This window comes from Sinomonas humi, from assembly GCF_000802235.1.
Lineage (GTDB): Bacteria > Actinomycetota > Actinomycetes > Actinomycetales > Micrococcaceae > Sinomonas > Sinomonas humi.
Window position 1 is genome coordinate 107,588 of sequence record NZ_JTDL01000152.1, and the last position, 24,184, is coordinate 131,771.

Here is a 24,184-nt window from a genome sequence, read left to right on the forward strand (position 1 = left end):
CTCGCTAGCATGACTCCATGACTTCTCCTTGGCAGCGCACCGCCGCGGGCGCGAACGTACTGGGCTCGGACGGACGCCTTGGGGTGACAATCTTCGAGGAGATGACCGGGCTCGCGGTCAGAACCGGGGCGATCAACCTGGGTCAGGGCTTTCCCGACGAGGACGGCCCCGCAGTGATGGCGGAGGCAGCCCGCCGCGCCATCGCCGAGGGCTCGAACCAGTACGCGCCGGGCAAAGGCATCCCTGTTCTCCGCACGGCGGTCTCGGCCCACCAGAAGCGCTTCTACGGCCTCGACCCGGACCCGGAGAGCGAAGTACTCATCACCACCGGCGCGACCGAGGCGATCGCCGCCGCGGTGCTCGCCCTTGCCGAGCCCGGCGACGACGTCCTGACCTTCGAGCCGTTCTACGACTCGTACGGGGCGATGATCGGGCTCGCGGGAGCGAACCACGTCACGGTGCCCCTGCACGCACCGAGGTTCCAGCCGGACCTCGCGGAGCTTGAAGCTGCTTTCGGGCCAAAGACTCGTGTTGTGATCCTCAACAACCCGCACAACCCAACAGGCGCCGTCTTCGGCCCGGAGGTCCTTCAGCGCGTCGTGGACCTCGCTGCCGAGCACGGCGCGATCATCGTCACGGACGAGGTCTACGAGCATCTCGTGTTCGGCCGCCCGCACATTCCGGTTGCGACGCTGGCGGGAGCGGCCGAGCGGACGCTCAGCATCTCGTCGGCGGGGAAGACGTTCTCCTTCACTGGCTGGAAGGTCGGCTGGGTGACCGGCCCTGAGGAGCTCGTAGCGAAGGTACGGACCATCAAGCAGTTCCTCACCTACAGCTCAGGCACACCGTTCCAAGTGGCGGTCGCTCAGGGCCTGGGACTTCCCGACGAATTCTTCAGCGAGGCAGCAGATGCGCTCCGCCGCAAGCGCGACATCCTTGCAGACGGACTCCGCCAAGCCGGCCTGACCGTCTATCTTCCCGACGGAACCTACTTCATCACGGCGGACACGGCGTCCATCGGCTTCGACGATGCGCTCGACCTTGCCCGCAAGCTCCCTGAGCTCGTCGGGGTGGCGGCGATCCCCGTCTCTGTCTTCTGCCATGAGGAGGGCGCGCGGAGGACCCGTTCGCTCCTGCGTTTTGCGTTCTGCAAGCGCGACACGGTCCTCGAGGAAGCTGCGGGCAGGCTCGCGGGCCTCGGCGAACTCGTATGAGGTCGGAGCGCTACCTCGCTGGCATCGGGACGCGGGCGAGCATCTTCCCCGACCATCTGGTCGAGGGCGCGTCCATCCTCGCGATCGGCGGTGCGGAGCAGTCCCACGTCGATCTCGAGCATCCGGAACGCGTCTTCTATGCCTATCTCCGGCGCATGGCGAACGTGCTGGACCTGCTCGCTGCGCCCGGCGAGCCGCTCCGGGTGCTCCACCTCGGCGCAGGCGCGCTCACCCTCGCCCGATACCTCCAGGCGACCAGGCCTGGCTCGCGGCAGGTTGCGGTCGAACTCGAACGCGAGCTGCTCGACTTCGTCCTCGAGCAGCTCCCCCTGCCACCCGGGACCAGTTTGGAAGCTCGCGTCGGCGACGCCCGGTGGGAGCTCCCGGAGCTGGCCTCGTCCGGGCCGTTCGACGCCATCGTGCTCGACATCTTCTCCGGCCCGGAGGCGCCGGCCCACATCGCACACCGCGACTTCTATGCCGAGGCGGCCGCGCTCCTCGCTCCGGGCGGAGCGATGCTTGTGAACATCGGCGACGATCCGCCGCTCACGCTCGTCCGGTCGCAGCTCGCCGCCATGCTTACCGTCTTCGGCGAGGTCGCTGCGCTGAGCGAACCGGAAATGTTCGAGGCGCGCCACCCGGGAAACATCGTCGCAGTAGGCCTCACGGGCGGGTGGAACCCGGCATGGGCCGGGGCTCTGGTCGCGGCTGGCCCCCACCCCACCGCAGTCCGGCGGGGCGTCGAATTGGACCGGCTTGTCCGATAGTCAGCTCGCGAGCTTCTGACACCGCTCTTGGCGAGGCTCCGAGGCCGAGACGACGTCCACCATTGAGGTGCAACCGCCATGGCCTGCGCGAGGCACCTCATGCGGTGGCGCCCTCCGCCGCTGAGCTCCCCTCGCCGTCGGCCGCCTCCCCGCCTTCCCCAGCTGGTTCGGCGAACCACAGGCGCGTCTCGCCGTATTTCCGCTCCCCGAAGTGCACAAGTCCCTCGGGCCACGAGGGCTCAGGCGAGCGGGCGGAACGTTCGACGACGACGAGTCCGTCCGGCGCGAGCCGCTCCGCAACGGCGTCTAGGACATTGGTCAGCTGTGCCTCCCCGAGCGGGTACGGGGGGTCCATGAGGACGAGGTCCCAGTGGGCCCCCGGCGGCACGCGCTCGAGGAAGGAATTCACCTTCGAGCGACGGACGGTCACCGCACGGCGGCTCACGGCGTCGTTGACGGTGCGGGCGTTCCGCTCGCACACCTGCGCGGCCTTGGCCTCGGACTCCACGAGCTCGACCGTCGAGGCACCTCGGCTCGCCGCCTCGACACCAAGTGCCCCTGAGCCGGCATAGAGATCGAGCACTCGGGCGCGGGCGATCATGCCGAGGGCGTCAAGGCGCGAGAACAGGGCCTCCTTGACGCGATCCGTCGTCGGCCTCGTCGCGGTCCCCGGCACGGCAGCCAGCGGAACGCCACCAGCGATCCCCGAGATGATCCTGCTCACAACACCCTCCCCCTCGCCCCTCGCCCTCCACAAAGCGGTGGCAGACGGCGGTGGGCCACCACGGACGGATTCTCCTTACCCACGTTCGAGGAAGACCTCCTTCTCGGGCCCGAGGTAGTCATCGATCGCGTCGGCGAGCGCGACGTGCCCGTCCAAGTCCGGGTCCTCTGCCACGAGGGCGAGCGCGTCCTCGCGGGCACTGGCGATGACGTCGCCGTCGCGGAGGACCCGCAAGAGGCGCAGCGTCGACCGCCGGCCCGACTGGCTCGCACCCAGAATGTCGCCCTCGCGGCGGAATTCGAGGTCCTTCTGCGCGAGCTCGAAGCCATCCGTGCTCGCGGACACTGCGCCGAGCCGTTCGCGGCTCGGGTGGCCTGGCTCTAGGCGGGTCACCAGCAGGCAGGTGCCCGCATGCCCGCCTCTGCCGACGCGCCCGCGCAGCTGGTGCAGCTGGGCGATGCCGAAGCGGTCCGCGTCGAGGATGACCATGAGCGTCGCGTTCGGTACGTCGACGCCGACCTCGACCACGGTCGTGGCGACGAGGATGCCCGTCTCCCCCGCCGCGAAGGCTCTCATCGCAGTCGCCTTCGCGTCGGTGTCAAGGCGTCCATGGAGGACGCCGATCCTGACGCCTTCGAGCTCGGGCTCTCCGCCCAGCTGCTCCGCGACCTCCGTGACCGAGGCCGGCTGGACTTCGGGAGCGGGGGCTGGCGCCGCGGCGAGTGAGGTCCCTCCCCACGTCGCGCGGTCCAATGCGTCGAGATCCCCTTCGTCGCCCGCGCCCTCCCCGATGGTCGGACACACGACGTAGACCTGCCGCCCGGCGTCGACCTCTTCCCGCGCCCGCTGCCAGATGCGCCGCTCCCACGCTGGGTTTTCGACAAGCCCTACCGTGTGCGTCGCGATGGGCGAACGGCCCGCGGGAAGCTCGCGGAGGACCGACGTCTCGAGATCGCCGAAGACCGTCATCGCGACGGTCCGGGGAATGGGCGTGGCGGTCATGACGAGCAGGTGTGGCGTGGCGAGGCTCTTGGCGCGCAGTGCGTCCCGCTGTTCGACACCGAACCGGTGCTGCTCGTCGACGACAACGAGCCCGAGGTCCGCGAACTGGACGTGCTCCGAGAGGAGCGCATGGGTCCCGACAACGATTCCGGCTTGACCGCTTGCCGCCGCAAGGAGGCTCCGCTTCTTCTCTCCCGCCGACTGCGACCCGGTGAGCACCGCGACCTCGACCCCGTCCTCGCCCGCTCCGAGCAGGCCGTCGCGCACGAGTGGACCTAACGTCGCACGGATCGATGCATAGTGCTGGGCCGCGAGGACTTCGGTCGGGGCCAGGAGCGCGGCCTGCCCGCCGTCGTCGACCACTTGGAGCATCGCCCGCAGCGCAACCACGGTCTTGCCGGAGCCGACCTCTCCTTGCAGGAGGCGGTTCATCGGGTGGTTCTCGGCGAGTTCCCGTGCGAGAACCTCACCGACCTCTTGCTGGCCCGCCGTGAGCTCGAACGGCAGCTGGCGGTCAAATGCCTCGAGGAGGCCGCCACGGCGCGCAGGGCTTGGGCGCGACGGAAGCGCGGCGTGCTGGGCCTTGCGACGGGCGAGTGCCGTCTGGAGAACGAGCGCCTCCTCGTAGCGGAACCGCCTCTGCGCGGACCGCCACGCCCCGTCGTCCTCTGGGTCATGGATCATCCGGTAGGCGTCCGCCACGCGCGGGAGGCGGTACTTCAAGCGGATGTCCGGCGGAAGCGCCTCCGGAAGGGAGTCGAGGTCGAGCTGCCCGAGCACGGTGCCTACGGCCTTCGCGATCGTCCAGCTTGGGATGGAAGCCGTGGCGGGATAGACCGGGATCGGCCGCCCTGCCATGCGGGCAGCAGCCTCGGCGTCGAACTCATCGGGATCCAGAAGCTCGTAGATGGGATTGGTCAGCTGCAGCTTCCCGCGGTAGAGCCCGACCTTCCCGGAGAACATCGCGATCACTCCGCGCGTGAGCTGCTTGGCCGCCTGATAGCCGTTGAAGAACGTCAGCGACAGAGTGCTCGGTCCATTCGTCTGGCCCGGGCGGTCGCTCACGAGGACCTCGGTGATGCTGCCCTTGCGGCTCGTCATGCGGCGGTTCGAGGATGAGACGACCTGTGCGACGAGCGTGACGTCCTCATCGAGGGGCAGTTCTCGGATGGGCGTCAGTTCGCCTCGGGTGAGATAGCGGCGCGGGAAGTGGTCGAGCAGGTCGCCCGCCGTCGCAATTCCGAGCTGCTCGGCGAACTTCTTTCCACTGCGGGCCCCGATGAGCCGGTCAAGAGGGGTGTTGCGATCAGTGGGCATAGTGGTCAGTGCGCATGGTCGGAATGGAGCTCGGTGAAGGCAATCTTCTCGGGCTCGCCCACGTTCCGGATCTCGGCGAGGGCGGCCTCGGGGTCCCGGACGTGCACGTGGACCCGCCAGCGCACGCACCCGGAATCCTCATCGAGAGGCCCGAGCGGGCTCATGATGACGGACTCGCCCAGCTCATCGAGCCGATGGCGGAGTCCCGCAGCGTCGAGGGGGCTCAGGGTGATGGTGCACATCAGCTCGACCCCTTCGGCGGGAGGCTGTTGGGCGTGGATGTGCGGATCCTGGACCGCGTAGCCGTGAAGCCGATCGAAGATCTGGTCGCCGAGCCCCTCGCCGATCACGGCTGCACGGAGGGCACCGAGCACGAGAAGGAGACCGACGCCCCCGGCGTCCACGACGCGGGCGTCGTGGAGCGTCGGCAGCTGACCCTCCGTCTCCACGACGGCGCCGACGGCCGCGTCGATGACGGCATCGATTGTGCGGATCAGGATCGCGTTGCTGTGCGGGGCCTCTCCGGCATCGGCGGCTTCCGAGGCACTCGCGGCCGCGTCTGCCGCCGCCGCGAGAACCGAGAGCATCGTGCCCTCCACCGGCTCGCTCAAGGCGGACCACGCACGGATACGGCAGCGGTGGAGCGACTCGGCAAGCAGCGGACCGCTCAGGCGGGACTGGCCAGCAAGGGGCACCGCGAACGCGTCGAGGAAGACCGCGAAGAGGGTCCCCGAGTTGCCGCGAGCCTCCTCCATCGCGGCCTGACCCGCGGCGCCCACGACGATGCCGAGGTCCTGGCTGTCCGCGGCTGCTGCCGCCTGCGCTGCAGCGCGAGCGGTCAGGTAGAGGTTCGTGCCAGTGTCGCCGTCGGGCACGGGAAAGATGTTGATCGCGTTGAGCCGGTCGCTGTGATTCGCGAGCACTGTCTCCGCCATGCCGAGCCACCGGCGCATCGCCGCAGCGTTCGACGCCGTCTTCGCGGCGTTTCTACTTGGCAAAGTGGTCCCATCCCCTCGTTACCGCCGGCTTCCCACCGACGGACACTCCAGGCTCTCCACCATCGGCAGGCATCACCGAGCCTATCGCAGCGAAGCCGTGCGGGAGCTGTGCGTCGGCAGGGAAGGCCGCGAGGAGACCGTGATCCTCGCCTCCGCCCAAGACCCATTCGAGGGGATCAGCGCCCAATAGCTCCCCCGCCTGCTTCAGTGTCCGAGCGTGGAGGGCGAGGACGTCCGGATCCAGGTCCAGTCGGACGCCGCTCGCGGCCGCAAGCCTCAGCCCGTCGCGAAGGAGGCCGTCAGAGAGATCCATGAGCGCCCGCGCCCCCGAGTTTGCTGCTGCTGGCCCGGCCTCGAGCGGCGGAACCGGCCTGCACTGGAGAGCCACGAGCTCCCGCAAGGCCGGTTCCAAGCCCTCATACGCGGGCCCGTGTTCGAGCAGCGCGAGCCCCGCGGCAGCGGATCCGAGCGGGCCGGCGACGGCGAGCCTGTCCCCCGCTTGTGCCCCGCTCCGAAGGACCGGCTGACGGCCCTCCAGGCTGCCGAGGACGGTAGCGGTGACCGAGAGCTCGCCACCGCGGCCGAGGTCACCGCCGGCCAGGGCACATCGGCTCGCCCCCAAGCTCCGAACGGCGTCCAAGAGGCCCTTTGCGAGGTCCTCGACCCAGCCGACCGGGGTGGCTTGCGGAAGGGTAAGGCTCACCACGATGCCCGTCGCGACGGCACCCATCGCGTTGATGTCGCTGAGATTCTGGGCCGCCGCCTTCCATCCGACGTCGTAGCCCGTGTGCACGTATCCGTTCGGCCACTCGAGGCGGAAATCAGCGTTCTGGGTCTGGGTATCCGTGCTCACGACGACGCGGCCGTCCGGCGCTGCAAGCACCGCGGCGTCGTCCCCAGGCCCGAGCAGGGCCGACGGGCCAGCGGCAAGCCGAGGAAGGATCCGGTCGAGGAGCTCGCCTTCGCTGAGGTCGCCGACGGTCAGAGGCAGCGGGGACGTGCGCACGATCCCAGCCTAGTAGTCTTGAAGAGACGCTTCGTCCGCCCCCGGACACGCCCCCACCACAGATTCCGAGGAGAATCATGCCCCGCAGCCGACGCCGCGCAGCAGTCCTCGTGCGCGCCGCGGCGCTCACCTCCACCCTTGTGCTGGGCGCCTCGCTCTCGGCCTGCAGCGCAGCCGTCTCCGTCGATCCCGCGCCCGACGCCGCGGACCCCGCCTGCGCACCCGAAATGATCGCAATGCCCGACACGCTCGGAGACGCCGGGCTGCGGACGACGACGAGCCAGGCCACCGCCGCGTGGGGGGACCCCTCGGCCGTCATCCTCCGCTGCGGCGTCCCGACGCCGGGGCCGACGACGGATCGTTGCGTCACCGTCAATGGCGTCGACTGGGTGATCAAGGACCTGACGACGGCGAGCGCTTCACCATCGGCATCGCCGTCGTCGTCCGGGGCCTCGCCGGCGCCCTCCGGCGACGCGACCGAAGGCCCGAACGACACCTATCTCCTGACGACCTTCGGCCGCACACCGGCGACCGAGCTCGTGATCGACACCTCCAAGATCAGCTCGGCGACGGTCCTCGCGACCATCGCCTCAGCCGTGGCCAAGGTCCCGCAGACCAAGAAGTGCATCGGAGAGTCAGAGGTCGCCCAGCTTCCCCAGGGCTAGCGCAGGCCGGTGGGCCGATCCAACGCGAGCTGGATGAGCTCGTCGATGAGGTCGTGGTAGGAAAGCCCGGTCGCCGCCCACATCTGGGGGTACATGCTGATGGGCGTGAAGCCGGGCATCGTGTTGATCTCGTTGATGACGAGTTCGCCGTCAGGCGTGTAGAAGAAGTCCACCCGGCTGAGACCCTCGGCCGAGACCGCATCGAATGCCCGGGCCGCCTGTTCGCGCACTTCGGCGATCACCTCGGGGGGCAGGTCCGCCGGGCAGCTCAGGGACGCTGCATTGTCCTCGACATACTTGGCTTCGAAGTCGTAGAACTTGTGCGCCCCGCCTTGGACGACAATCTCTCCGGGCAGAGAGGTCCGCGGCGCATCGCTTCCGCGCCCTTCGAGGACACCGCACTCGATTTCGCGGCCCGTGATCGAGGCTTCGATGACGATGCGCAGGTCATGGCGGCGGGCCTCGGCGATCGCAGTATCAAGGCCCTCCGCGCTCTCGACCCGGGTGATGCCGACCGAGGAGCCCGCGCGGCACGGCTTGACGAACACGGGATAGCCGAGCAGCCCGACGGCGTCGCGGACGGACTGCGGGTCGCGCCGCCATTCCTTGTCCGTCACCGTGACATAGGGCCCGACCTTGAGCCCGGCGGCTTCGAAGGCCACCTTCATGTAGTGCTTGTCCATGCCGACCGCGGAGGCGAGCACGCCCGCCCCCACATACCGGACATCTGCAAGTTCGAGGAGGCCCTGGACCGTCCCGTCCTCGCCGAAGGCACCGTGCAGGAGCGGAAAGACGACATCGACGTCGCCCAGTTCTCGAGGAACCTCGTTGGGGCGTGTGACGACCAGCCCAGTCCGCCCAGAGCCGCCCCCGAGGCGCACAGTCTCCGAGCCGGAACGGACCTCGGGCATCTCCCCCGCGTTGAGCGCCCACTGCTGCCAGTCGCCGTCGGAGAGAACCCACTGGCCGTCTTTCGCGATCCCGACGGGCACGACCTCGTACTTGTCCTGGTCGATCGCGTTCATGACGCCTGCGGCCGTCACACAGCTGACGGCGTGCTCGCTCGAGCGGCCGCCGAACAGGAGCGCGACGCGGATCTTCCGGCCGGGGCTGGGGTTGGGCACGCTATTCGCCTTCCGATTTGAGCTCCCGCGCAAGCAGGAGCGATTCGAGCTGGTCAACGTCGACGCGGCCGGCGAGAACGCCGACGACCGCTTCGGTGATGGGCATCTCCACGCCGACACGCCGGGCAAGCTCCCGCACCGCGGGGGCGGACTTGATGCCCTCGGCGACTTGGGTCATGTGGTTCCCCAGCTCGTCGACGCTGAAGCCTTGGCCGAGGAGGGTCCCGGCGGTGTGGTTGCGCGACAGCCTGGATGCGCAAGTGGCCACGAGGTCGCCGAGCCCTGCGAGCCCGGCGAGCGTATGGGGATCGGCGCCGAGGGCGACGGCGAGACGGGTCGTCTCAGCAAGGCCCCGCGTCATGACGGAGGCCTTCGTGTTGTCGCCCATGCCCTTGCCCTCGCAGATGCCAACGCACAGGGCGATCACGTTCTTGACGATGCCGCCTATCTCGGCGCCGACGACGTCGTTCGACGTGTAGGGGCGGAAATACGGCGCGGTGCAGACTCGGGCGATGCGACGCGCGAGTTCCTCGTCGGCGCAGGCAACGACAGACGCCGTGGGCTCCCTTCGCGCGATCTCCATCGCGAGGTTCGGCCCCGAGAGAACAGCAATGCGTCCGGGAGCAATCCCTGCGACCTCCGCGATCACCTGCGTCATGCGCAAGTCGGTACCGACCTCAAGCCCCTTCATGAGTGACATGACGACGGCGTCGGAGGGAATGAGAGGCCGCCACTGCTCGAGCTGGGCCCTCAACGACTGGGCGGGAACGGCGAAGACGACGAGCTGCGCCCCCTTGAGCGCGACAGACGGATCGGTCGTGGCGCTGATTCCTTCCGGCAGTTCGATGTCCCCGAGATAGCGCCCGTTGCGGCGGCGGTTGATGTCCGCAATCGTCTCCGGGTTCCGTCCCCAGACACGGATGCTGCGCTGGACGCCATGTGCCGCTGCGGCGTCTGCGAGGACCTTCGCAAAGGTCGTTCCCCAGCTTCCGGCTCCGAAGACGGCGACATCCGTGATGTCTTCGGCGATTCCGTCGGCTGGGGAGGCTCCGCCGCGGGCGAGGCCACCGCTCACGCGGGGATCCCGCCGTCGTTCGCCGCAGCGCCCTTCGACGGGTTGGTGCCCCTCGCGACGTCGCGGCCATGCAGGCTCTGCTGATGCGCCGATGGGTCCCAGCGCCGCGCGGGCGGCTCCTCGCCACGAAGTTCTGCCAGCAAAGCCGTGATGGCCCCCATGATCTTCTCCGTCGCCGCGACGAGCGTCGACTTGTCGAGCGGGCGCCCCTCGAACTCGCTCAGGTCAACCGGTTCTCCAACGATCACCCGCACACGCTTCCGAGGCCAGACGTGGAAGCGCTTGGCGTACCGCGGGAACACCTCCTGGGCTCCCCAGTGGGCGATGGGGACGACGGGCGCTCCGGTCTTGAGGGCGAGGCGAGCGGCACCCGTGTGGCCTTTCATGGGCCAGAGGTCCGGATCGCGGGTGAGCGTGCCCTCTGGATAGATGAGGATTGCGCCGCCCTCGTCGAGCACCTCGCGGGCGACCTCAAGCGACGTGCCCGCCCCGGCGCCGCTGCGATCCACGGGAATCTGCTTAGTGCCCTTCATGACCCGCCCGAGTACGGGCGGCTTGAAGAGCCCTGCTTTCGCGAGGAAGTGCGGCGGCCGGCCTAAGTTGTAGAGCATGTGCCCCACGACGAGCGGGTCGATTTCAGTGCAGTGGTTGGGGCAGGCGATGAAGCCGCCGTCCGGGAGCCGATCGGTCTTGAGCCAAGTCTTGCCCATGATCGCGTTCATGATCGGCCGCACCACCGCACCGGCGAAGGCGAAGGCGATCCGCTCGCTCATGGTCTCCGAGACCGCCCGTCGGCTCACGCAGCACCCTCCGAGAGGTCGAAGTCGGCACCGAGCGATTCGAGCTTGTCGGTGAAGTGCTCATAGCCGCGCTTGATGACGTCCACGCCCGTCGCCCGGGATGTTCCCTGGGCTGCGAAGGCCGCGATGAGGTGGCTGAAGCCACCCCGCAGGTCCGGTACGTTGAAATCGGCGCCATGCAGGCTCACCGGTCCCGAAATGACGGCGGAATGCAGGAAGTTGCGCTGGCCGAAGCGGCACGGGACGCTGCCTAGGCACTCCCGGTGCACCTGGATCGTCGCGCCCATCCGGCGCAGCGCCTCCGTGAAGCCAAACCGGTTCTCGTAGACGGTCTCGTGGACGATCGAGACGCCATCCGCTTGCGTGAGGGCGACAAGGAGCGGCTGCTGCCAGTCGGTCATGAAGCCGGGGTGCACGTCCGTCTCCACGACGAGCGGCGAAAGCTTCCCGCCCCGGTGGTAGAAGCGGATCCCGTCGTCCCTGATCTCGAGGCCGCCGCCGAGCTTCCTGAACGTGTTGAGGAAGGTCATCATGTCCCGCTGGAGCGCGCCCTCGACAAAGATGTCGCCCTTGGTGACGAGCGCGGCCGATGCCCAGGACGCCGCCTCGTTGCGGTCCGGAAGCGCGGTGTGCGTGAAGCCGCCCAGCGACCGGACGCCCTCGATTCGGATCGTGCGATCCGATTGGATCGAGATGAGCGCGCCCATCTTCTGAAGCACGGCGATCAGGTCAACGATCTCCGGCTCCGTCGCCGCGCCGGTGAGCTCCGTGATTCCCTCGGCCTTCGTCGCGCTCAGCAGAACCTGCTCGGTCGCCCCGACACTCGGGTACGGGAGCGAGATCTTGGCGCCCTTGAGGCCCTTCGGCGCAGAGATGCTGATCCCGCCCGGACGCTTGTCCACCACCGCGCCGAACTGCCGGAGGACGCCGAGATGGTAGTCGATGGGACGGTCGCCGATACGGCAGCCGCCCAGGTCAGGGATGAACGCCTCACCGATGGCGTGGATGAGTGGCCCGCAGAACAGGATGGGAATCCTCGAATCGCCCGCGTGGGCGTCGATGTCGGCCACATGGGCGGTGCGGGCGTTCGACGGATCGAGCGTGAGATCGCCCGTCGCGGGATCTTGCGAGATCTCCACTCCGTGGAGACGCAGAAGATTGCGCACCACTTCGACGTCCTTGATCTCCGGGACGTTCCGGAGCACGGACGGCTCGTCGCCGAGCAGCGACGCGACCATGGCCTTCGGGACGAGGTTCTTGGCTCCCCGGACGGCAACCCGTCCGGAAAGCGGCACGCCGCCGCGGATGGTCAGCACACTGCTCATAGATGTTGCTTCCTCACTGCTCGCCTGGCCTCACGGCTCGGCCGCGGACCCTGCTAAGCATAGAAGGAAGCCGTCGCAGCCGCGAAAAGTGCTGCGGCGTGCCGCCCACGCCTCCGGCGGCACGCCCGCGGGTCAGCTGTGGGCGGGGAGAGTGGTGGGCTTGAAGGACGGGCGCTTGCCCTCGTACGCGGCGATCTCGTCCTCGTGCTGGAGGGTGAGCCCGATGTCATCGAGGCCCTCGAGAAGACGCCAGCGCGTGTAGTCGTCGATCTCGAAGGGCGCCACAAGGTTGCCACACGTGACCGTCTTGGACTCGAGGTCCACCGTTATCTGGGTGCCGAGGTGGTTCTCGAGTTCCTTCCAGATCAGCTCGATGTCGTCCTGGGCGACGACGGCGGCGAGCAGACCCTGCTTCCCTGAGTTGCCGCGGAAGATGTCGGCGAAACGCGAGGAGAGCACAACGCGGAAGCCGTAGTCCTTGAGAGCCCAAACGGCGTGTTCACGGGACGAACCCGTGCCGAAGTCAGGGCCCGCGACGAGCACCGAGCCCTGCTTGAAGGGCTCTTGGTTGAGGATGAACGACTCGTCCTTGCGCCAGGACGAGAACAGTGCATCCTCGAACCCGGTTCGCGTGATGCGCTTGAGGAACACGGCGGGGATGATCTGGTCGGTGTCGACGTTGCTCTGGCGCAGCGGGACGCCAATCCCGGTATGGGAGGTGAACTTCTCCATGGCGGGCTTCCTGTCTCGAAAAGGTTCTGGGGCCCGCAGGGGGCCGGGATCAAGGTGGGCTTGGGGCCGCAGGGACTCAGGCCGAGAGACCGCCTGCGGCGGCAGCAGCCGGCATTGCTTCGAGGTCCGACGGCGAGGAGAGGGTCCCGCGGATCGCGGTGGCGGCGGCGACGACCGGCGAGACGAGGTGCGTGCGTCCGCCCTTGCCCTGCCGGCCCTCGAAGTTGCGGTTGGACGTCGATGCGCACCGCTCGCCCGGGGCGAGCTGGTCCGGGTTCATACCCAGGCACATCGAGCAGCCCGCGAAGCGCCATTCGGCACCGAAGTCCTTGAAGACCTGGTCCAGACCCTCAGCCTCAGCCTCGAGGCGGACCCGTGCCGAGCCGGGGACGACAAGCATGCGGACATTCGGATCCTTCTGCCGCCCGCGGAGGATCTCGGCCGCAGCGCGCAGATCCTCGAGGCGGGAGTTGGTGCATGAGCCGAGGAAGACGGTGTCGACCCGGATGTCCTTCATCGGCGTCCCCGGCTCAAGGTCCATGTACGTCAGTGCGCGGCGGGCGGCAGCCTTCGAATTCTCGTCTGCAAACGAGTCGGGATCGGGGACGGCCTGCGAGAGCGAAACGCCCTGCCCGGGGTTGGTGCCCCATGTGACGAACGGCTCGAGCTCGTCGGCGTCGAGGAAGACCTCGGCGTCGAACACCGCGTCCTCGTCGGTGTGGAGGGTGTTCCAGTACTCGACCGCCGCGTCCCAGTCCGCGCCCTGCGGGGCGTGCGGGCGGCCCTTCATGAAGGCGTAGGTGGTCTCGTCCGGGGCGACCATGCCAGCGCGGGCGCCTGCCTCGATCGACATGTTGCAGATGGTCATGCGAGCTTCCATCGACAGTGCCCGGATCGCAGAGCCGCGGTACTCGAGGACGTAGCCCTGCCCACCGCCGGTGCCGATCTTTGCGATCACAGCGAGGATGATGTCCTTCGAGCTCACGCCGGGCTTGAGCTTGCCCTCGACCGTGATTGCCATCGTCTTGAACGGCTTGAGGGGCAGGGTCTGGGTGGCCATCACGTGCTCGACCTCGGAGGTGCCGATGCCCATGGCGAGGGCGCCGAACGCGCCGTGCGTGGACGTGTGCGAGTCGCCGCAAACGATGGTCAGGCCGGGCTGCGTGAGGCCGAGCTGCGGCCCGACGACGTGCACGATGCCCTGCTCCGTGTCCCCGAGGGGATGCAGCCGGACACCGAACTCCTTGCAGTTGCTCCGGAGGGTCTCGATCTGCGTCCGGCTCGTCGGGTCGGCAATGGGCTTGTCGATGTCGAGCGTCGGGGTGTTGTGGTCCTCGGTCGCGATCGTCAGATCGGGGCGGCGGAGTTGACGCCCCGCGAGACGGAGACCCTCGAACGCCTGCGGGGAGGTCACCTCGTGCACGAGGTGCAGGTCGATGTAGAGAAGGTCGGGCTGGCCAGCCTCGCCTTTGCGCACAACGTGCGCGTCCCAGACCTTCTCGGCCAGAGTGCGTCCCATGGCCAGCTCCCTTCGGTTCTTTATGCGCGCCGTCAAGCGCCTCTATACCAGTGCAGCAGGACACCCGCGATCGGGCTAGTCCGCCGACTTGCATCTCAGATGGTGAGACACCAATATCAAGCTATGGACAATTCTAGTGGCGTGGGCGTGATCGACAAGGCCGCGATGGTGCTCGATGCACTCGAGGCAGGACCGACCACCCTGGCCCAGCTCGTCTCCGCGACAGGCCTGGCCCGCCCGACCGTTCATCGGCTCGCGCTCGCCCTCGTCCATCACCGCCTCGTAGCGCGTGACATCCAGGGCCGCTTCGTGCTCGGCTCCCGGCTCGTCGAACTCGCCTCGGCCGCTGGAGAGGACCGCCTCATCGCGGCCGCCGGGCCGATCCTCGTCCAGCTGCGCGACGCGACCGGTGAAAGTGCCCAGATCTTCCGCCGGCAAGGCGACTGGCGCGTGTGCGTCGCTTCAGCAGAACGCCCGGTAGGGCTTCGAGACACAATTCCAGTCGGCACCCAGCTCACCATGAAAGCTGGCTCGGCCGCCCAGATCCTCGTTGCGTGGGAGGACCACGACAGGCTCCTCGAGGGGCTCAACAACGCCCGCTTCACTCCCACCGTGCTAGCGGGCGTACGACGGCGGGGCTGGGCCCAGTCGCTCGGCGAACGCGAGCCCGGGGTCGCCTCGGTGTCCGCGCCAGTCCGGGGGCCTTCAGGGCGGGTGATCGCGGCCGTCTCCATCTCGGGCCCGATCGAGCGCTTGACGCGGCAGCCGGGCCGTCAGCATGCTGAGGTCGTCTGCAGCGCTGCCCGCCTCCTCACCGAAGCGCTCCGCAAGGGCAACGACTAAGACGCGTCCGGGAGAACGATCACGACCTCTAAGGAGAGGCTCCATGAACGCTTACGCCGTCTTCCTGAGAGGCGTCAACGTGGGCGGGATCAACCTCAAGATGGCAGAGGTCAAAGCGACGCTCGCGGAACTCCCGGTCACCGACGTTTCGACGTTGCTCGCTAGCGGCAACGCCGTCCTCCGTTCAAGCCTCTCGGCGGATGAACTCAAGGAAGCCATCCAGGACGCACTTCGTGAACGCTTCGGCTATGACGCCTGGGTGATCGTCATTCCCGCTGACGACGTCGACGCCCTGGTGAATGCATGCCCCTTTCCTCCCGACGACGCTTCGACACACACCTACGTGACGCTGGCGACGGACTCTGCCGTGCTCGACGAACTCTGGGATCTGGCAGAGAGGGCCGGCACCGAGCACGCGCGCCTCTCCCCTACTGCTACGGCGTGGCTCGCCCCGGTCGGCGGGACGCTCGACAGCACGATGTCGAAGGCGACGGCGAAGGCCAAGTTCAAAGCCACCACGACCACCCGGAATCTCCGCACCATGCTCAAGGTCCAAGCTGCAGCGCAGAAGCTCTGCGACTAGCCCCTTGGTCAGGGACAGGGCTGGAAAGCCGAATGCCCCGATCCGCGAGGATCGGGGGCATTCTTCGCAGTGACCCCAGCGGGATTCGAACCCGCGTTACCGCCGTGAGAGGGCGGCGTACTAGGCCGCTATACGATGGGGCCGAGCACTGCATCTTGACGCGAAGGCATGACAGCCGCCGCGCCAAGGCTTGAATAAAGGCCCTACGGGAAATCCCGCGGACCTTCGTGACCCCAGCGGGATTCGAACCCGCGTTACCGCCGTGAGAGGGCGGCGTACTAGGCCGCTATACGATGGGGCCGTGTACTTTACCTGACCGTCAGACCCGCCGCTCGCTCACGGGGCATCAGGAGCTGGGATACCAGGACTCGAACCTAGAATGACGGTACCAGAAACCGTAGTGTTGCCAATTACACCATATCCCAAGGCGTCTTCGGGGCCAGAAGGGCCTCGAACCTTCCGATTCGATGCGCTCCGTGCCCCTCAGCACGAGTAATTACTTTACAAGATCGGCACCGCGGTGCCAAATCGCCTCGCGCGGATCAGTAGCCCCCAACCCGATGAGGGCAGGCAGCTCCTCGAGGCTGCCGATCTGCACGCGCACGTGCGCCGCGAGGTCCGCGGGCAGCTCCTTTCCGGAACGGTTGAGCCAAATGCCTCGCAGTCCCGCGCCCTCGGCCCCGACTACGTCGTGATGGGGATTGTCCCCCACGTAGACCGTGCCCGCGGCACTTGTACCGAGGAGGCGCAGCCCCTCATGGAAGATCGCCGGGGCCGGCTTCGCTGCCCCGACCGCGTCGATCCCGACGAGGACCTCCACCCTCTCGAGCCCGGCGTGGTCGAGCTTCGCCCGTTGGTAGTCGTGCACGTTGTTGCTCACCGCGCCATAGGGCACGCCCGCCTCGTCGAGCGCGTCGAGGAGGGGCACGACGTCGTCGAACGCACGCACGTAGGCTGGCTGCGCCGCTTCGTAGGCGCTGAGCCAAGATGCTGCCGCGGCCGCGTCTGGGAACTCCGTCCCCGCATCGGCGAGGCACCGTTGCGCGCGCAGAACCCGCTGCTCGGCAAACGTGATCTCGCCGGCGACGTACTGCTCGTAGATGTCTTCCGAACCGCGAGTGAACGTATCGCAGAAACGGGCCCAACCCGCCTCGTCGAGTTCGACATAGCCAGCAGTGACTTCCCGCAGCGCGCGATGCATCGCGCCCTCGAGATCGACGAGCGTCTCGTCAATGTCGAGGAGAACTCCGCTGACGGGCCGATCGGGCAGGCCCAGGGAGCCGGAGCCGCCGTCAGCCACGGAAGGCCTTGAGCCTCGCGAGCGAGGAGTCCTTCCCGAGAATCACCATCGACTCGAAGAGCGGCGGTGAGACCCTGCGGCCTGACACCGCGACTCGTACGGGACCGAACGCGAGGCGCGGCTTGATTCCGAGTCCATCCACGAGAGCAGTGCGGAGGGCGTCTTGGATCGCCTCCGCCGTCCACTCCGTCAACGGCTCGAGAGCCGCGATCGCCGCGTCGAGGACTTCCGCAAGATTCTCGGGAAGGCCCTTCCGCGCGTCGTCCTCGACGGTGATCGAGGCGTCCTCTGCAAACAGGAAGCCGAGCATCCCGGGCGCCTCGCCCAGCAGGGTGATCCGCTCCTGGATGAGCGGAGCGCCCTCGGTGAGAATCTGCTCCTCACGCGTGTTCAGCGTTTCGCCAACAATCCCTGCAGACCGAAGGTACGGCACGAGGCGGTCGCGGAAGTCCGCGGCGTCCAGGAGCCGAACGTGGGTGCCGTTGATCGCCTCGGCCTTCTTCTGGTCGAAACGGGCCGGGTTCGGGAGCACATCGGCGATATCGAAGTTGTCGACGAGCTCCTTGACGGTGAAGATGTCCTCGTCCGCCGAGAGCGACCAGCCGAGCAGCGCGAGATAGTTCAACAGGCCCTCGGGAATGAAGCCTCGGTCCCGATGGTGGAACAGATTCGACTGCGGGTCCCGCTTCGAGAGCTTCTTGTTCCCCTCTCCCATGACATACGGGAGGTGTCCGAAGAGCGGCATGTAGGACGCGACGCCGACGGCGTGCAGCGCGTGGTACAACGCGACCTGGCGCGGAGTCGAGGAGAGGAGATCCTCTCCCCGGAGCACATGGGTGATCCCCATCAGCGCGTCATCGACCGGATTGACGAGCGTGTACAGGGGTGAACCGTCGGCGCGCACGACGACGAAGTCCGGCACGCTTCCCGCCTTGAAACGGATCTCGCCGCGGATGAGATCGTCGAAAGCGACATCCTCATCCGGCATCCGGAACCGCAGGACCGGCTCGCGGCCCTCGCTCCGGAAAGCCGCGATCTGTTCCTCGGTCAGGTCCCTGTCCGAGTTGTCGTAGCCGAGCTTGGGGTCACGGCCGGCCGCGCGATGGCGCGCCTCGATCTCATCGGGTGTCGAGTAGGACTCGTAGAGGAACCCCGCCTCCTTGAGCTTCGCGGCGACATCCTTGTAGAGGTCGAGCCGGCGCGACTGCCGGTAGGGCTCGTGCGGGCCGCCGACGTCGATCCCTTCGTCCCATGTGAGGCCGAGCCAGCGCAGCGCCTCTACGATCTGCTGGTAGCTCTCCTCCGAGTCCCGCTGCGCGTCCGTATCCTCGATGCGGAATACGAAAGTCCCTCCCGTATGGCGCGCGTAGGCCCAGTTGAAGAGGGCCGTACGCACCATGCCGACGTGCGGCGTACCCGTGGGCGATGGGCAGAACCGAACGCGGACGGGGGTATCGGGGGTGACGGAAGGGATGGCGTCAGCGTTGAGCACGGCGGTATCGGCGGAGGAAGTCATAGTGGAACCATTCTAGGCCGGAGCCATGCCGCTCAGGCGCCCGCCGGCTGCTTCTATCGGCGCACGACGGGATTGGAGAGCGTCCCGATCCCCTCGATTTCGACCTCGATGCGGTCGCCCTCCGTGACGAGACCGACCCCGGCCGGCGTTCCGGTCATGATGACGTCGCCCGGGAGCAGCGTGAAGGCTTGGGACACAGCGGCGACGAGCTCGCTTACGCCGAAGACCATGTCCGCCGTCGTGCCGTCCTGGACGACCTTTCCGTTGAGCCGCGTCACGAGAGAAAGGTCCTCGGGGTCGAGCTCCGTCTCGATCCAGGGGCCGAGGGGTGAGGACGTGTCGAAGGACTTGGCACGCGCCCACTGGACGTCGGAGCGCTGCTTGTCCCGCGCCGTGAAGTCGTTCCCCACGGTGTAGCCGAAGATCACTTCATGGGCCTTCTCGGCCGGAACGTCCTTGCAGATACGACCGATCACGACGCACAGCTCGCCCTCGTACGATACTTCCTCGGTCCACTCGGGGAGGATCACGGGATCGCCCGGACCCACGACGGCGGTGTTGGCCACGAGGAACATGGCGGGCTCGGTGGGCAGCTCGTTGCCGAGCTCCTTCGCGTGGTCCGCGTAATTTCGGCCGATGCCGACGACCTTGCTCCGAGGGATGATGGGCGCCACGAGGCGGACGTCCTCAAGGCGATGGACTTGGCCCGTCGGGGTGATGCCCTGGAAGAAGGGATCACCCTTGATGGCCGCCACCTGTTCGCTGCCGGGCTCGCCTTGGACGACGCCATAGAGAGGGGTCGAATCTGAGGCACCATCAATGACGAAACGGGCAATACGCATGGCCCCCACCCTATCGCGGGGCTGGGCGCTCAATGCGGGGAGCCTGACCCTAGAGGAGATCGTGTTCGGCGGCAAAGAGAGTGACGGCCGCCCGAGAGGAGACACCAGTCTTGGCGTAGATGTGCCTCACGTGGTGGTCAGCCGTGCTCACAGAGATGGTCAGTGCGACGGCCACTTCCTTCTTGGTGGCACCTCTGCAGATGAGACGCAGCACCTCGACTTCCCTTTCGGTGAGCCCTGCAGCGTGGGCACGCGGACTGAGACCCCTCACACCGGCTGCGGCGAGGACGGCATCTACCGCGTGAGGGTCTAGCTTTGCCGGAGCGAGTCGAGCGAGCGCATCGGCTGCCTGCTGGGGGGTCATGTCCGCGGGACCGGGGGCACGCACGAAGTTCTCCTGGAATGCGTCGGCGGCGGCGAGCACCCGTGCCTCCCAGGGGATCTCAGTGCCCGAGGCGCCTCGGTAATAGCCCGAGCCGTCAAGACGCTCGTGGTGCAGGCCCGCAAGTTTCGCGAGTGGCCGCGCAGTCGGGATGTGCGCAAGAATGCGCTCGCTGAAATATGGATGGAGCCGGAGGCGCTCGTCGTCGAGCGGCTCGAGCGACCCGTCCGCCCTGCTCGGCATGCCTACGCGTCCAAGATCCTGGACGAGCGCGGTCTGCCGTAAGAGCTCTGGTCGGTCCGGAACGGCCGCTGCTGCAAGATGTGCGACTGCCCGGGAAAACCCCGCCCGCCGTGGTTCCTTGAGATCGGCGAAGTCGGCGAAGACTGCGAGCACGTCCTCCATTCGCTCGGGCGGTATCTCGGCTAGCGGCAGCGGCTCCTTCCCAAGGACCGTCTCCCACGCCCTGCCCGTGCCGGCAGCATCCAGCAAGCGCCCAAGCTGGGAAAGTGCGGCGGTCGCAAGCCGGGGATCATAGGACTTCCCCGCCCGCTCGCGAAGGGCGGCCTTGAGGGCTTCGACGCCGCCGAGGCGAGAGATCACCTCTATGTCACGGGCGACGGCGACGAGGCGGGCAGCGAGGGGGATTGCTTCGCCCTTCACCCCGCTGGGAAACCCGCGGCCGTCCCACTGTTCGAAGGCCGCGCCGAGCGCCCTGCGGACGCCGAGCGGAAGGGTGAGCCTCACCGCGAGCATCTCGGCTGCCTCGCAATGCGCCCGCACTCCAGCCCTCAGTCGCTCAGGTCCTGTTGCCAGGAAGCGTGTTCGAAGCGCGGCCTTGCGTCCCACAGACAGGCCGCGACCGAGCGCAGGCATCACGGCGCGAAGAAACGTGCCCGGAGTTGCGCCTATGACAGGGGCGATGGCAGCCCGCAATTCAATGTCATTCCCGGCGATACGTGCTGCCTCGAAAGCGTCGGCAGTGCAGCCGAGAAATCGGAGGAGTGCGGTGTAGTAGGCCTCGCGCGCGACGTCCCTCTCCGCCCCGACCGCGTCCGCGAGCTCCAGAGTCACGAGGCAGGTTCTGAGCCCCTGCTCGAGCGGTTGCCCCATGCCAAGATCCGTCGCGAGCGACACTGCGGCGATGAACTCAGCGAGGCGCAGCGGGCCCGTCATGCATCGATCATGAACCGCACTCGTGCCCTAAACCAGCCTCCGAATAGCGCGTTCGCGCGATGTGGGCGCGGCTCTTCCCGCCGCATCCTGAAGCCATGGAAACCACCCAGCACAGTCGACACCGGGTCATGCTCCTCCCCGGAAGCGTCCTCCCAGCAGCACCGGCCTACCGGGCGCTCCTCGAGTCTCTCGGCGAGAACGTCGAGGCGGTTGCCAAGGACCTTGAGGTCTACGCTGGCCCAAGACCTCCCGCCGATTACAGCCTCGACACCGAAATTGCCGGCGTCCTACGCGCTGCCGACGAGCAGGGCTGGGACACCTTCAACCTCGTCGGCTACTCAGGCGGGGGCGCCTCCGCGCTCGCGTTCGCGGCGCGGCATCCAGCGCGTCTGGAAAGCCTTGCCTTGCTTGAGCCGGCGTGGGCAGGCAACTGGGGGTGGAGCGACCGCCACCGGGAACTGTGGGAGAAGTACCGAGCGCTCGAGGATTTGGAACCGGCCGAGTTCATGTCCGAATTCGTCAAACTCGGCGTGCGACCGGGCGTAACCGCAGGCCTCCCAGTCGCTGGAGGACCGGAGCCACCCTGGATGGCGCTGCGGCCCGCCGGAATCCGGGCCTTCCTCGGAACCTTCCGAACCTACGATCTCGACAGGGAAGCGCTGGCCCGCTTCAGGCAGCCCGTCTACTTTGCCCTGGGCGCCCTCTCGAATCCAGACGACTACGGCGAGATCGCCGAAAGGCTCTCGAACGTGTTCCCGGACTTCCGGCTTGAGGTCTTCGCTGAACGTCACCACTTCGACCCTCCGCACCGCGTGGAGCCCGAACGCCTCTCCGCTTCACTCCGCCGGCTCTGGTCGGATGCCGACAGGTCTGCCAAGACCGTGACGTAGCGTCAGCGCGAACGCACGACGGCGCGTCCCCGCCGAGTGCGGGGAACGCGCCGTCATGGGATTTGGCGGTGGTGCGGTTCTCGTCCTGCTTCTAAAGGTGCACCTGTGCTCAGGCGAGCCGGGTGAGCCAGCCGTGGAAGTCCTCGACCGCCCCCGTCTGGATCCCAAGAAGCTGCTCCCGGATGCTCATCGCGACAGACTCCGGGCCGGGCTCGGGTGAAACGAGGGAGCCCTCCGCCGTCTTGAGCTCGCCAATAGGCGTGATGACGGCAGCGGTCCCGCACGCGAACACCTCTGCGAGGGTCCCGTCGGCGACGGACGCACGCCATTCGTCGATCGTGATCTTGCGCTCCTCGACGGAGAGACCTCGGTCTGACGCAAGCTGGAGGACCGAGTCACGGGTCACGCCGTGGAGGATGTTGCCGTTGAGGGCGGGAGTGACGACGCGGCCGTCAGTGAACACGAAGAAGATGTTCATCCCTCCGAGCTCCTCGACAGCGTTGTCGTTGTACGGGTCGAGGAAGAGCACCTGCTTGCAGCCGTGGGCTTCGGCCTCTAGCTGGGCAGCGAGCGACGCCGCGTAGTTGCCCCCGCACTTCGCCTCACCGGTGCCGCCGTGGCCCGCACGGGCGTAGTGCTCCGACAGCCAGATCGAAACGGGCTTGAGCGCACCGCCGAAGTAGTTCCCGGCCGGCGAGGCGATGACGCGGTACGAGACTTCGCGCGCGGGCCGGACCCCCAGGAACGCCTCGGTCGCGATCATGAACGGGCGCAGGTACAGCGCCTCGCCCTCGCCGTTGGGCACCCATTCCCTGTCCACGGAGACAAGCTGGCGAAGCGACTCGACGAACAGCTCCGGCGGAAGCTCTGGCAGCGCGAGGCGCTTGGCGGAGCGGTTGAACCGGTGGGCGTTGGCCTCGGGACGGAAGGTCCATACGCTCCCGTCGGCGTGACGGTAGGCCTTGAGCCCCTCGAAGATCTCCTGACCGTAGTGGAGGACGGCTGCGGCAGGATCCATGGCGATCGGACCATAGGGCTCGATGCGTGCCTGGTGCCATCCACCCCGGCCCTCGGCGTCAATCGTCCAGTCGATCACGGCAGTGTGGTCGGTGAAGTAGTTGCCGAAACCCGGATCCTCAAGGATCGCGGCGCGCCGCTCCGCAGTCGTCGGGTTGTCGGTGAGCCGCTGCGCGAAGTCGACGCCGACGGCGTTCTGAGTCATGGTTCCTCCACATCGTCTTGCGCCCCGCTTGGCGCATCCATCCCCCGGCGCATGCCCCAAGGACGAGGCCCCTGGGCAGTCAGTGCCTACAGCTTACGCCTCAGACTCGGGCCGCAATCGCGTCGCCGATCTCCGTCGTCGTGCGCTTCTCCCCCGGTGTTCGCGACTCAACGTCGGCTCGCACGGCGGCCTCGATGCGCGCCGCCGCTTCGCCCTGCCCCACGTGGTCTAGCAGGAGCGCGGCCGAGAGGATCGCGGCGGTCGGATCCGCCTTCTCCTGGCCAGCGATGTCCGGGGCCGAGCCGTGAACCGGCTCGAACATCGAAGGTGCCGTGCCGTCGAGGTTGATGTTCCCGGACGCGGCGAGGCCGATTCCGCCCGTGACTGCCCCGGCGAGGTCGGTGAGGATGTCGCCGAAGAGGTTGTCCGTGACGATGACATCGAAGCGGGCCGGATCGGTCACGAGGAAGATCGTAGCGGCGTCGACGTGGAGGTAGTCGTGCTCCACCTCGGGGAACTCGGCGGCGACGGCCTCGACGGTCCGCTTCCACAGGTGGCCCGCGTGGACGAGGACGTTGTGCTTGTGCACGAGGGTGACCTTCTTGCGGGCACGCAGGGACGCCCGGCGGAACGCGTCTCGAACCACGCGCTCAACACCGTAGGCCGTATTCACCGAAACCTCGGTCGCGATCTCATGCGGAGTGCCCGTGCGCATGGATCCTCCGTTGCCCACGTACGGGCCCTCGGTGCCTTCGCGCACCACGACGAAGTCGATCTCGCCGGGCGCCGCAAGGGGACTGCCGACGCCCGCATACAGGCGGGACGGGCGGAGGTTGACGCACTGGTCGAGGGTGAAGCGCAGCTTGAGGAGCAGTTCGCGCTCGATGAGCCCTGAAGGAATGCGCTTGTCGCCTGGGGCTGCACCGATCGCACCGAACAGGATCGCGTCCCGGCCGCGGATATCCTCCAGTACGTCGGCCGGAAGGGTCTCCCCCGTGGAGAGCCAGTGCTGGGCACCGAGGCTGTAGTGAGTCTCCTTGACCTCGACACCGGTCCCTTCGAGGGCCCGGTGGAGGACCTTGAGGGCCTCCGCCGTCACCTCGGGTCCGATGCCGTCGCCGGGGATCACTGCGAGATCGAGAGTCTGCGTCATGCTCCCACG

At 67.8% G+C, this 24,184-nt stretch carries 22 protein-coding genes and 3 tRNA genes; 6 read left to right on the forward strand and 19 right to left on the reverse strand.

Translation table 11 applies throughout. The features are described from left to right. The first annotated feature begins 17 nt into the window (after window positions 1-17). Both LK10_RS19925 and LK10_RS19930 read left to right on the forward strand, forming a co-directional pair. A complete protein-coding gene (locus LK10_RS19925) occupies window positions 18-1,214 on the forward strand; it encodes an aminotransferase class I/II-fold pyridoxal phosphate-dependent enzyme (protein ID WP_043127856.1) in 1,197 nt (398 codons plus the stop codon). Then, entirely contained in the window at window positions 1,211-1,981 is a 771-nt protein-coding gene (locus LK10_RS19930; RefSeq protein WP_043127860.1) for a spermidine synthase, read from the forward strand. The genes LK10_RS19925 and LK10_RS19930 overlap by 4 nt, the downstream gene beginning before the upstream one ends. Before the next feature lie 97 nt (window positions 1,982-2,078). Here the strand turns inward: LK10_RS19930 and rsmD are convergent, their stop codons facing one another. The 4 genes from rsmD to LK10_RS19950 form a co-directional block, all read right to left on the reverse strand. Then, window positions 2,079-2,705, reverse strand: a complete 627-nt coding sequence (gene rsmD, locus LK10_RS19935) for a 16S rRNA (guanine(966)-N(2))-methyltransferase RsmD (protein ID WP_043127863.1) — start codon at window positions 2,703-2,705, stop codon at window positions 2,079-2,081. A 75-nt stretch (window positions 2,706-2,780) separates the two neighbouring features. Next, complete coding sequence (locus tag LK10_RS19940; RefSeq protein WP_043127865.1) at window positions 2,781-5,024, reverse strand: ATP-dependent DNA helicase RecG; 2,244 nt, start codon at window positions 5,022-5,024, stop codon at window positions 2,781-2,783. 5 nt (window positions 5,025-5,029) lie between these two features. Beyond that, on the reverse strand, window positions 5,030-5,977 hold the full coding sequence (locus tag LK10_RS19945) for a DAK2 domain-containing protein (protein WP_043127868.1): 948 nt from the start codon (window positions 5,975-5,977) through the stop codon (window positions 5,030-5,032). A 34-nt stretch (window positions 5,978-6,011) separates the two neighbouring features. Next, a complete protein-coding gene (locus LK10_RS19950) occupies window positions 6,012-7,028 on the reverse strand; it encodes a thiamine-phosphate kinase (RefSeq protein ID WP_231567859.1) in 1,017 nt (338 codons plus the stop codon). Between the two features lie 77 nt (window positions 7,029-7,105). Here LK10_RS19950 and LK10_RS19955 point away from each other — a divergent pair, with 77 nt between their 5' ends. After that, window positions 7,106-7,693, forward strand: a complete 588-nt coding sequence (locus LK10_RS19955; protein WP_052207620.1) for a DUF3515 family protein — start codon at window positions 7,106-7,108, stop codon at window positions 7,691-7,693. Here LK10_RS19955 and LK10_RS19960 read toward each other — a convergent pair. The 6 genes from LK10_RS19960 to leuC all read right to left on the reverse strand — a co-directional run bounded on the left by LK10_RS19960 (window position 7,690) and on the right by leuC (window position 14,268). Then, on the reverse strand, window positions 7,690-8,817 hold the full coding sequence (locus LK10_RS19960) for a D-alanine--D-alanine ligase family protein (protein WP_043127877.1): 1,128 nt from the start codon (window positions 8,815-8,817) through the stop codon (window positions 7,690-7,692). The two genes, LK10_RS19955 and LK10_RS19960, sit on opposite strands and share 4 nt — an antisense overlap. A 1-nt stretch (window position 8,818) precedes the next feature. Continuing rightward, the gene (locus LK10_RS19965) at window positions 8,819-9,847 is read right to left on the reverse strand and encodes an NAD(P)H-dependent glycerol-3-phosphate dehydrogenase (RefSeq protein ID WP_043128053.1); all 1,029 of its coding nucleotides are present in this window, start codon (window positions 9,845-9,847) and stop codon (window positions 8,819-8,821) included. A 41-nt stretch (window positions 9,848-9,888) separates the two neighbouring features. Further along, window positions 9,889-10,665: a lysophospholipid acyltransferase family protein gene (locus LK10_RS19970; RefSeq protein ID WP_052207634.1), complete on the reverse strand. Its 777-nt coding sequence runs from the start codon at window positions 10,663-10,665 to the stop codon at window positions 9,889-9,891. Between the two features lie 23 nt (window positions 10,666-10,688). Further along, window positions 10,689-12,017, reverse strand: a complete 1,329-nt coding sequence (murA, locus tag LK10_RS19975) for a UDP-N-acetylglucosamine 1-carboxyvinyltransferase (RefSeq protein WP_043127880.1) — start codon at window positions 12,015-12,017, stop codon at window positions 10,689-10,691. A gap of 132 nt (window positions 12,018-12,149) precedes the next feature. Next, complete coding sequence (leuD, locus tag LK10_RS19980; RefSeq protein WP_043127883.1) at window positions 12,150-12,749, reverse strand: 3-isopropylmalate dehydratase small subunit; 600 nt, start codon at window positions 12,747-12,749, stop codon at window positions 12,150-12,152. 76 nt (window positions 12,750-12,825) lie between these two features. Further along, a complete protein-coding gene (gene leuC, locus LK10_RS19985; RefSeq protein WP_043127884.1) occupies window positions 12,826-14,268 on the reverse strand; it encodes a 3-isopropylmalate dehydratase large subunit in 1,443 nt (480 codons plus the stop codon). 123 nt (window positions 14,269-14,391) lie between these two features. On the opposite strand from leuC, the gene LK10_RS19990 reads away from it, so the two are divergent. After that, window positions 14,392-15,111 (forward strand): IclR family transcriptional regulator, encoded by a 720-nt coding sequence (locus LK10_RS19990; protein WP_043127887.1) that lies wholly within the window; start codon window positions 14,392-14,394, stop codon window positions 15,109-15,111. Between the two features lie 43 nt (window positions 15,112-15,154). Then, window positions 15,155-15,694 (forward strand): DUF1697 domain-containing protein, encoded by a 540-nt coding sequence (locus tag LK10_RS19995; RefSeq protein WP_043127890.1) that lies wholly within the window; start codon window positions 15,155-15,157, stop codon window positions 15,692-15,694. Between the two features lie 70 nt (window positions 15,695-15,764). Here the strand turns inward: LK10_RS19995 and LK10_RS20000 are convergent. The 7 genes from LK10_RS20000 to LK10_RS20030 form a co-directional block, all read right to left on the reverse strand. After that, window positions 15,765-15,837, reverse strand: a tRNA-Glu gene (locus tag LK10_RS20000). An 85-nt stretch (window positions 15,838-15,922) separates the two neighbouring features. Continuing rightward, window positions 15,923-15,995 (reverse strand) — tRNA-Glu (locus LK10_RS20005). A 52-nt stretch (window positions 15,996-16,047) separates the two neighbouring features. Continuing rightward, window positions 16,048-16,119: transfer RNA gene (locus LK10_RS20010), tRNA-Gln, on the reverse strand. Between the two features lie 71 nt (window positions 16,120-16,190). After that, entirely contained in the window at window positions 16,191-16,994 is an 804-nt protein-coding gene (locus tag LK10_RS20015) for an HAD family hydrolase (RefSeq protein WP_052207621.1), read from the reverse strand. Then, window positions 16,987-18,510: a glutamate--tRNA ligase gene (gene gltX / locus LK10_RS20020; RefSeq protein WP_043127892.1), complete on the reverse strand. Its 1,524-nt coding sequence runs from the start codon at window positions 18,508-18,510 to the stop codon at window positions 16,987-16,989. The genes LK10_RS20015 and gltX overlap by 8 nt, the downstream gene beginning before the upstream one ends. A gap of 53 nt (window positions 18,511-18,563) precedes the next feature. Then, the gene (locus LK10_RS20025; RefSeq protein WP_043127894.1) at window positions 18,564-19,352 is read right to left on the reverse strand and encodes a fumarylacetoacetate hydrolase family protein; all 789 of its coding nucleotides are present in this window, start codon (window positions 19,350-19,352) and stop codon (window positions 18,564-18,566) included. Window positions 19,353-19,401: 49 nt separating this feature from the next. Further along, on the reverse strand, window positions 19,402-20,910 hold the full coding sequence (locus LK10_RS20030; RefSeq protein WP_043127897.1) for an HD domain-containing phosphohydrolase: 1,509 nt from the start codon (window positions 20,908-20,910) through the stop codon (window positions 19,402-19,404). Window positions 20,911-21,005: 95 nt separating this feature from the next. Here LK10_RS20030 and LK10_RS20035 point away from each other — a divergent pair, with 95 nt between their 5' ends. Then, complete coding sequence (locus LK10_RS20035) at window positions 21,006-21,800, forward strand: alpha/beta fold hydrolase (protein ID WP_043128058.1); 795 nt, start codon at window positions 21,006-21,008, stop codon at window positions 21,798-21,800. A gap of 109 nt (window positions 21,801-21,909) precedes the next feature. On the opposite strand, the gene LK10_RS20040 is transcribed toward LK10_RS20035, so the two are convergent. Both LK10_RS20040 and LK10_RS20045 read right to left on the reverse strand, forming a co-directional pair. After that, a complete protein-coding gene (locus tag LK10_RS20040) occupies window positions 21,910-23,022 on the reverse strand; it encodes a branched-chain amino acid aminotransferase (protein WP_043127899.1) in 1,113 nt (370 codons plus the stop codon). 100 nt (window positions 23,023-23,122) lie between these two features. Beyond that, a complete protein-coding gene (locus LK10_RS20045) occupies window positions 23,123-24,175 on the reverse strand; it encodes a 3-isopropylmalate dehydrogenase (protein ID WP_043127902.1) in 1,053 nt (350 codons plus the stop codon). Between the last annotated feature and the right edge of the window lie 9 nt (window positions 24,176-24,184).